The sequence below is a fragment of the Paenibacillus senegalensis JC66 genome (assembly GCF_000285515.1).
Classification (GTDB): Bacteria; Bacillota; Bacilli; order Paenibacillales; family NBRC-103111; genus Paenibacillus_L; species Paenibacillus_L senegalensis.
The window spans coordinates 1767974-1776310 of the sequence record NZ_HE610957.1 but is presented as its reverse complement, the minus strand read 5'-3'; the positions used below and the strand labels follow the sequence as shown (position 1 = coordinate 1776310).

Genomic DNA, 8337 nt, shown 5'->3' with positions numbered 1-8337 from the left:
GGGGAGCCATACGGAGAGGTGTCCGAGCTGGCCGAAGGAGCACGATTGGAAATCGTGTAGGCGTCAAAAGCGTCTCGAGGGTTCGAATCCCTCTCTCTCCGCCACAATTTTTCTATACTCAATCTTGTAGTAATGTGGTATACTGATAAGTATGGCCCGTTGGTCAAGCGGTTAAGACACCGCCCTTTCACGGCGGTAACACGGGTTCGAATCCCGTACGGGTCACCAACTTTGCATTTACATATGGACGCTTAGCTCAGCTGGGAGAGCATCTGCCTTACAAGCAGAGGGTCGGCGGTTCGATCCCGTCAGCGTCCACCATATCATTATTATCGCGGGGTGGAGCAGTCCGGTAGCTCGTCGGGCTCATAACCCGAAGGCCGCAGGTTCAAATCCTGCCCCCGCAATAACCTGGAGCTGTGGTGTAGAGGCCTAACATGCCTGCCTGTCACGCAGGAGACCGCGGGTTCGAATCCCGTCAGCTCCGCCATTCTTTTTACAACCGAATAGCTAGGCTCGGTAGCTCAGTCGGTAGAGCAGAGGACTGAAAATCCTCGTGTCGGCGGTTCGATTCCGTCCCGAGCCACCATTAGCGAGTAGATAAGCCGCTGTAGCTCAATTGGTAGAGCAACTGACTTGTAATCAGTAGGTTGGGGGTTCAAGTCCTCTCGGCGGCACCATTGTTATGGAGGATTAGCGAAGTGGCCAAACGCAGCAGACTGTAAATCTGTTCTCTTACGAGTTCGGTGGTTCGAATCCATCATCCTCCACCATTAAAGGGGCATAGTTTAAAGGTAGAACAAAGGTCTCCAAAACCTTTGGTGTGGGTTCGATTCCTGCTGCCCCTGCCAAAGTGCTTACTTTAATCATGGCGGTCGTGGCGAAGTGGTTAACGCACCGGATTGTGGCTCCGGGATCCGCGGGTTCGATTCCCGTCGATCGCCCCATTGATTATTTCAATTTATATCAACATCAACGCTGCCTACATAGTGGGGATTAGCCAAGCGGTAAGGCAACGGACTTTGACTCCGTCATGCCCAGGTTCGAATCCTGGATCCCCAGTTTATGCGGAAGTGGCTCAGCGGTAGAGCATCGCCTTGCCAAGGCGAGGGTCGCGGGTTCGATTCCCGTCTTCCGCTCCATTATATGGCGCCATAGCCAAGTGGTAAGGCAGAGCTCTGCAAAAGCTTTACCCCCAGTTCGAATCTGGGTGGCGCCTCCACTATTTTGCCGGAGTGGCGGAATCGGCAGACGCACAGGACTTAAAATCCTGCGGTAGGTGACTACCGTACCAGTTCAAGTCTGGTCTTCGGCACTTTACATGAGATAGATAAAGATCCTAAATAATGAGTGCCCTTAGCTCAGCTGGATAGAGCGTTTGACTACGAATCAAAAGGCCAGGAGTTCGAATCTCTTAGGGCACGCCACCGATTTAGCGGTGAATAAGAATATTCAATATGCCGGCGTGGCGGAATGGCAGACGCGCTCGACTCAAAATCGAGTCCGAAAGGGTGGAGGTTCGAGTCCTCTCGCCGGTACCACATTAATAATGAGCAGCTCATTAGAGAGAATTTCTAATGAGCTTTTTTATATTTTAATTTCTCTTCATTTAATCATATTGGTTGAAGAAACTTTGGAAACGTACACTAAGTGAAAATAAATATGCTGTTCATGCTGACGCCATTGCTCAAGAGCAGAGTGGCGCAACTATGGCGTAGATCATGAAGCGGATATGGCGCATGCTATTTTTCTTAAGTAGCAGGCTTTGTTCTTTGTTCGATCTTCTCAATCGGGATTAACTTTCCATTCAGTGAACCAGAAGTGACCGTATGTCTGATCGTGATCGTTTTATTGAACAGATCAATGGCAGACCATTTTAGATCTACAACCTCACTCCTCCTTAATCCATAAAAGCTCCCAAGATTACAGCCGCTCATTCTTGATGCTTTTGATAATTTCTAAAAGTTGATTAGCTTCTAAGGCGCTGTATGCCCACAAACGACTCCTTCGGACGAATGATTATGTCGGCATGATTAGAAGGGATTCGATCTGTGATGTATTCTTGTTGAAGTGCTGAACGAATATTGGCATGATAATGAATGACGGTGTTGGCACTAACACCCCATTCATTAGTCTGCCCAATCAGCAGCTGAAACAGGTTCCTCGCTTATCATTTGTATAGCTTGCCCCATTGTCTGTCTTGCGACTAACGAGGCTTGGTTGTTCATCTGGATTGACATATCGCAAAATGTAGATATAATAAAAGGCATGGATCCAATTGAAGTGTTCAAAGCGTTGTCTAACGAGTCGAGATTACAGATTTTACAGTGGCTTAAGGAGCCCGAAAAACATTTTGTGCCCCATGAAGGAGTGGATATGAGGGAAATCGGGGTATGTGTCAGTCAAGTGACGGATAAGTTGAACATGACACAATCGACAGCGTCGCAGTATTTGTCCATTCTTCAACGGGCCGGATTGATTCGAACCGAGCGGATTGGCAAATACACGTACTACAAACGAGACGAAGAGAAGATTAGCGAGTTGGCTGCGTATTTGAATCAGAAACTCTAATCTAAACTGAATACCTTAAACGTATTCAGTTTTTTTTCGGTCAAACATATCGACATATTACGATATATACATTCGATTAACGGGTCCTCAAATCGATAACTATTAAATAACAAAAGGAGAAGTGAATGCATTGTCTAATACGTGGAAAGTCTATTTATTGGCTTTAGTTACTTTTTTGGTGGGTACATCCGAGTACGTTATTTCCGGCATTTTGGATAAGATCTCGGATACAATGGGTATTTCCATTACTTCTGCGGGGCAGTTAGTCACGATTTTTTCCTTTGTATACGCCATTGGCACCCCGATCCTTATGGCGTTGACTGCTAAGGCGGAAAGACACAAACTGCTGGTTTGGGCGCTAGGTATCTTCGTAATTGGGAATGTACTGTCATTCGTTTTGCCTGGCTATGCATCGTTTCTAGCAGCTCGCGTCATCATGGCTCTTGGCGCGGGAATGGTCGTGGTAACCGCTTTGGACATCGCCGCGAAAATTGCCGCCCCAGGCAAACAAGCCAGCGCGATTGCTACCGTGGTGATGGGCTTTACGGCTTCCTTGATTATCGGCGTGCCGCTTGGTCGTATCGTTGCAGCTCAACTCGGATGGAAGGCTGTTTTTGGTATATTGGCACTGGCCGGTCTGGCGGCTATGTTCGTTCTGTACGCTATCATCCCTCGAGTTCAAGGGGATAAACCGATTCCGTTGTCCAAGCAATTTGCCTTCTTGAAACACGGAAACGTAGCTCTAGGTCTGGCGATTACCTTTTTCTGGCTCGGTGGATACTCGATCGCCTACACCTACATTTCACCGTATCTACTTAATGTTGCCGGATTGAAAGAAGGGATACTGAGCGGTGTGCTGTTGGCTTTCGGCATCGCTAGCCTGCTCGGATCGAAATTCGGCGGTTTCAGCACGGATAAATGGGGCGTATTCCCGACACTGTCAGGGGGAATGCTCTTGCACGTCATAGCGCTGCTTCTCCTTTCTCTAACCGTTACCTATACGCATTCGTGGCTGCCGATTGTCATCCTCCTGATCTTATGGTCGTTTGCGGCATGGTCCTCCGGTCCAACGCAACAAGTCAATCTGGTTCGGATTGAACCGAATTATTCTGGAATCATGCTGAGCCTGAACCAATCCATGATGCAATTGTCCATGGCTGCGGGTGCTGCAATCGGAGGCGTGATGGTCGACCGGGTGTCTCTGTCATCCATTACATGGGTCGGGATGGTTGGAGTCGCTATTGCGATCGTGGTGGTATCGTTCTTGAGGATGCGAATGAGTGCCGGCAGTCAAGGTACCGCAAAGTATTCCGGATGAAGTCTAAAAAAATCCATTAAATGAATTGAATTTGCACCTGATTGCAAACGACTATCATGCATCATCTTCTGGTTTTCGAAGATGATGCATGACAACTAAACGACAGTATGGGAAGATCATGATAGCGTCTATTTCGATAAGCCATTCAGGACCGGCTGGCGCTTGAACGCCTATATAGGTACTTGCTGTTTTCGGCCAGTTAGGGCCAAACACATGAAATACTGCGTCAAAAATATTCGAAATCAATTCCGGGTTGTGGTTTACTACAAAAATATTCATTTTTTCAATGTACTAGGGATCCGCTCGCACGGCTTCCAATGCTTTTCGATACGGTTCTGATTCACCAGCTTTTCGTTCTAAAAGGTCTGAAGAATGCGCGAATGTCATCGGCAAAAAGCTCTGGTTCCTCCATAGCGGTAAAATGTCCGCCGCGGGGCATCGAAGTCCAGCGGGTTACATTCAGGTTGCGCATGGCCCATTCCTTGGGCGGCAACAGGATATCCGCCGGGAATAGGGCAAGGCCAGTCGGAACCTCGATGTAGCCGATTGGCGGCAAAGAATGCGCATTATCATAATACATATGCGCTGTCGAACCTATGGTGTTCGTCACCCAATACAACATAATATGCGTAAGGAGTTCATCCTCGCTGAATTTTTGCGCAAGATCGCCGTTACAATCGCTCCATGATCGGAATTTCTCCGTCATCCAACCGGCCAAACCTACGGGCGAGTCGGAAAGTCCATATGCGAGGGTTTGGGGGCGCGTCGATTGAATGGACATATAGCCGCCCTCTTGAGCCATCCATGCCGAAGCATTATTCTGGTATTGCCGCTCTTCTTCCGAAAGCGTGGCCTGATCAGATGAAGCTATGAGATCTCGGATAATCCCGATATCGGTCAGATGGATTCCGTATAACCGTTCGGGATGGTTTGCCGCCAGGTATCTGGTCACACCGGAGCCCATATCCCCACCGGCGGCAGCGAATTTACTGTAGCCTAATTCTTCGGTCATGAGCTTAACCCACATTTCGGCGACACGAAAATTGTTGACCCCGGGATGTTTAGGACGGCTGGAGAATCCAAAGCCAGGTAATGAAGGGACGATTACATCAAAAGCGTCCTCGGGGTTGCCTCCATGGCTGGCCGGATCCGTAAGCAGCGGTATGATTTTTTGGTAACGAAGGTAACTGTCGGGCCATCCGTGAGTAAGAATCAGGGGCAAAGGGTCAGGACCTTTACCGCGTTCATGTACAATGTGCACGTCGATCCCATCGATCTTGCAGCGAAACTGGGAGAAGCGGTTTAACTTGGCTTCTTGTGCGCGCCAATCATAATGGTCCCTCCAATACGAAACTAGCGATTTTAAGTAATTTAATTCCGTGCCCCGTTCCCAATCCGCATTTTCCAATTGATCCGGCCAACGGATGTGATGGATTCTGTATTGCAGATCGTTCAGGATTTCATCAGAGACCTGAATTTGAAAACGTTCAATAGTCAAAATGATTTCCCTCCTCTTCTTAATACATCGTCATTATATCCCTCAAGCTGACCGGTGCAAAAACCGTATGGTGTACAATCATGATAGAATGCTCTAATCGTTTTCTCAAACCATACCATAAATCGATTTAGTTTTCAGCACGTCCTAAATGAATCCACCATTAACACGGATGGTTTGTCCCGTAACCCGCTGCGATTCTTCGCTCGCAAGAAAGAGGATCACACCTGCAATGTCCTCGGTCTCTCCGAGACGTCCAAAGGCGTTCATGTTGGCTAGTCCCTGGATTTGTTCGTGTGTTTTGCCAACCGTGAAAAGCTCGGTAGTTCCGTAACATCGCCAAACAGGTTTTGTAATGATGTTCCCCGCGTTATTGACCACAATATCCAGCTTTCCGAACGTTCTCATGGTTTCCTTGATAGAGTCTCTCCAACCCGCTCAATCGGCTGATATCCTCCTGACGCTCCTGTAATGAACCATGTTTGCATACCAAATACCCTCCAATCTTTGTCTTCCACTGAATCATACAAACAACTGGAGGGTGCTAGCACAGCACGCCTATTCTTTTAACAGGAGTAACAGTCTACGGCAGCTGCCTGTCCTGCTCAAGTAAACGCAATAATCTCTCCTCCGTGCCTGAACCGGGCACCGGAACAAAGAAACACCAGTGCAATCCCGGGTCATTATCGATTACAGCCGCGGAATGGAGCTCGAACTCCATCTCCTGTGCGTCAGGAACACGGAATAAAGCAGTGGCTACGCGTTTTTGTTTGATTTCATATAGCTCCCAGAAATGTACGAACTCCACGCTTTCCCGCGTCAAGCGTTCAAACCGTTCCATATATAACGGGTTGTTCTTGTAAAAATCGAAGCCTGCCCGCAGAACGGCTACAGAGTAACGGGCAGCTCCTTCCCAATTCACCAGTCTGTTGCGGTAATCAGGCTTTAAAAACATAATGTCCATCATATTCCGTTCGTTGTCCGGCAGACTGCCAAAATCGGCTACGATCAGTTCAGCCGCCCGATTCCAGACGATAACATCCGTACCTTCGTCTGTGATAAAAGAAGGATAATGCAGTTGATTTACGATTTTCTGCAGAACTCCCGTATCCGGCCCATCGTTATTTGGCACTGTGACGACGCTCGCCACATCTACATTGGCCAGATCGAATAGATGCTTCTGCTCGTCTTCGTCAAGCTGAAGCGCTTTGCTGATACTTAGCAGCACTTCCGGCGAAGGATTAACCTCTTTGCCTTGCTCCAGCCAGGCATAGTAAGTGACGCTTATATTGGCAAGATAAGAGACTTCTTCTCTTCGAAGTCCCGGAGTGCGTCTTCGTCCGGGCAGCGGCTGAATCCCGGCCTCCGCAGGCTGCAACCGCTCTCTGCGCGATTTAAGGAAGTCACCCAATGCGGATGAGGAACGATTCATTTTCAAGTGGGTCACCTCTATTTACTCATATGGAAGATACATATCGCTATTCACCAAATAGACCAAAAGCACTCTATACATGATTATTATAGTCTCTGTTGAATGCCGTTTCTACAAAAGAGAACCATAACGAGTACTGAGGCTATTAATCCCGCTAATAGTATAAACATGATGTGGTTAACCCATGCCTGTCGACAGTACGATAAAGATAATTTATGTCAGATAAGTTCTAAATAGGAGGTTTTTTTCTTGATCAAATATACTTATCGTAACAAGCTAGCAGTAGTCACCGGTGCTTCATCCGGAATAGGGAAAACGTATGCCAACGAACTGGCGGCACAAGGCTGTCATGTTGTTCTGGCAGCGCGCTCCAAGGACAAACTGGATTCAATGGCCAAGGAAATCAACCGCCAGTATGGCGTACAGGCTTATGCACTCGCTTGCGATTTGTCCAAAGCGAACGCCTCGCGCCAATTGGCCGAACAAATTTCCGAACGGGGCTTGTCCGTGGATATTCTCATCAACAACGCAGGCGTTGGCACCTATGGCCGTTTCGAAGAAATAGACCCGGAGCGCGAGCAGGAGGAGATCATGCTGAACACGGCAGCGTTAGTCGATCTTACGCATCGGTTGCTGCCCGATATGCTGAGGCGAAAGGACGGAGTCATCGTTAATGTGGCATCGATGGCCGCATTCATGCCTTGTGCTTATTCAGCCGTTTATGGGGCTACCAAAGCATTCGTATTGTCCTTCTCCGAGGCGCTATGGGCGGAAACGCGCGGGCGAGGCGTTCGCGTGCTCGCACTGTGTCCAGGTGCAACCGAGACGGGGTTTTTCGATGCGGTCGGCAGTGAGGAAATGGGGGCGGGCCAAAAGCTCTCGACCCCGGAGAAGGTTGTACAGGCCGGATTTCGCGGGATTGATCAGAGACGCAGCTATATCATCGATGGCCGTAACAATTACCTTATGGGTCAAATGATTCGATTTTTGAGCAGGCGCAGGGTAGCCTTGTTCATGGAACGCATGTCAAGGCCAAAAAGACACGGATAGCGGGATCCGGTTCTTTTGAGGATCTACAGTAAACGAATTTAGCGGTAATATTGTTTGCATGGTGTGACTTGATGTATCTGTACAGTAAGGTGCGAATCAGCCAGAGTATGACATTGTCCATAGTGCAGGGTAACAGAATGCTCAAAGTGTCGGATAAAGGAAAAGCCCCTTGCGCTATTGGTTCAGCGGAAGGGGTTAAGCTAAAAAAATGCTTTTCGGTCTCCTCGTTGAAGGCGAGCTCGACGCTGCCGATGTGCTTCCTGTCGTCCAGCGTGATCCTCTTCACGATCAGGTGCATTAGGGTCTTGCGCTGCGGGAAGGCCTTTTTTGATACGTTCCTACGTACACTGGGATATCCCTAAATTCACCTTAAGCCATTGGCCGAATGCCTGTTCAGATCATCTTGGGAATTATCTGCTCGTGTTGCGAGTATTAGAAAAATGCCGAAAACTGACATAACGATGACAATGA

5 protein-coding genes, 16 tRNA genes and 1 pseudogene are annotated in these 8337 nt (G+C 48.3%); 19 read left to right on the top strand and 3 right to left on the bottom strand.

Annotation, left to right across the window (positions count from 1 at the left end):
* Positions 1-12 precede the first annotated feature (12 nt).
* From PSHG_RS08420 to PSHG_RS08335, 18 genes are all read left to right on the top strand, one after another.
* Positions 13-104: transfer RNA gene (locus tag PSHG_RS08420), tRNA-Ser, on the top strand.
* A gap of 49 nt (positions 105-153) precedes the next feature.
* A tRNA-Glu gene (locus tag PSHG_RS08415) sits at positions 154-228 on the top strand.
* Positions 229-245: 17 nt separating this feature from the next.
* Positions 246-321 (top strand) — tRNA-Val (locus PSHG_RS08410).
* A 12-nt stretch (positions 322-333) separates the two neighbouring features.
* Positions 334-407 (top strand) — tRNA-Met (locus tag PSHG_RS08405).
* Between the two features lie 6 nt (positions 408-413).
* Positions 414-490 (top strand) — tRNA-Asp (locus PSHG_RS08400).
* 23 nt (positions 491-513) lie between these two features.
* Positions 514-589: transfer RNA gene (locus PSHG_RS08395), tRNA-Phe, on the top strand.
* Positions 590-604: 15 nt separating this feature from the next.
* Positions 605-680, top strand: a tRNA-Thr gene (locus tag PSHG_RS08390).
* 7 nt (positions 681-687) lie between these two features.
* Positions 688-773 (top strand) — tRNA-Tyr (locus PSHG_RS08385).
* Between the two features lie 4 nt (positions 774-777).
* Positions 778-851, top strand: a tRNA-Trp gene (locus tag PSHG_RS08380).
* Positions 852-871: 20 nt separating this feature from the next.
* Positions 872-947: transfer RNA gene (locus tag PSHG_RS08375), tRNA-His, on the top strand.
* 43 nt (positions 948-990) lie between these two features.
* Positions 991-1062: transfer RNA gene (locus tag PSHG_RS08370), tRNA-Gln, on the top strand.
* Between the two features lie 5 nt (positions 1063-1067).
* Positions 1068-1142 (top strand) — tRNA-Gly (locus PSHG_RS08365).
* Positions 1143-1148: 6 nt separating this feature from the next.
* Positions 1149-1222 (top strand) — tRNA-Cys (locus tag PSHG_RS08360).
* A 7-nt stretch (positions 1223-1229) separates the two neighbouring features.
* A tRNA-Leu gene (locus PSHG_RS08355) sits at positions 1230-1315 on the top strand.
* 35 nt (positions 1316-1350) lie between these two features.
* Positions 1351-1427 (top strand) — tRNA-Arg (locus tag PSHG_RS08350).
* A 32-nt stretch (positions 1428-1459) separates the two neighbouring features.
* A tRNA-Leu gene (locus PSHG_RS08345) sits at positions 1460-1541 on the top strand.
* Between the two features lie 727 nt (positions 1542-2268).
* Positions 2269-2571: an ArsR/SmtB family transcription factor gene (locus PSHG_RS08340; RefSeq protein ID WP_010271784.1), complete on the top strand. Its 303-nt coding sequence runs from the start codon at positions 2269-2271 to the stop codon at positions 2569-2571.
* A 130-nt stretch (positions 2572-2701) separates the two neighbouring features.
* Positions 2702-3889 (top strand): MFS transporter, encoded by a 1188-nt coding sequence (locus PSHG_RS08335; protein WP_010271781.1) that lies wholly within the window; start codon positions 2702-2704, stop codon positions 3887-3889.
* A 340-nt stretch (positions 3890-4229) separates the two neighbouring features.
* Here the strand turns inward: PSHG_RS08335 and PSHG_RS08325 are convergent, their stop codons facing one another.
* The 3 genes and pseudogenes from PSHG_RS08325 to PSHG_RS08315 form a co-directional block, all read right to left on the bottom strand.
* On the bottom strand, positions 4230-5387 hold the full coding sequence (locus PSHG_RS08325) for an epoxide hydrolase family protein (protein WP_010271780.1): 1158 nt from the start codon (positions 5385-5387) through the stop codon (positions 4230-4232).
* A gap of 144 nt (positions 5388-5531) precedes the next feature.
* A pseudogene (locus PSHG_RS08320) lies at positions 5532-5711 on the bottom strand (SDR family oxidoreductase); the annotation flags it as partial.
* 256 nt (positions 5712-5967) lie between these two features.
* Entirely contained in the window at positions 5968-6816 is an 849-nt protein-coding gene (locus tag PSHG_RS08315; RefSeq protein ID WP_010271775.1) for a helix-turn-helix domain-containing protein, read from the bottom strand.
* A 249-nt stretch (positions 6817-7065) separates the two neighbouring features.
* Between PSHG_RS08315 and PSHG_RS08310 the strand changes: the two genes are divergently transcribed.
* The gene (locus tag PSHG_RS08310; protein WP_010271773.1) at positions 7066-7866 is read left to right on the top strand and encodes an SDR family NAD(P)-dependent oxidoreductase; all 801 of its coding nucleotides are present in this window, start codon (positions 7066-7068) and stop codon (positions 7864-7866) included.
* Positions 7867-8337: the final 471 nt, after the last annotated feature.

Bases quoted from the DNA above. Each gene is read 5' to 3' on its own strand.
- PSHG_RS08315 (WP_010271775.1), bottom strand. From the start codon at position 6,816: ATGAATCGTTCCTCATCCGCATTGGGTGACTTCCTTAAATCGCGCAGA.
- PSHG_RS08340 (WP_010271784.1), top strand. From the start codon at position 2,269: ATGGATCCAATTGAAGTGTTCAAAGCGTTGTCTAACGAGTCGAGATTA.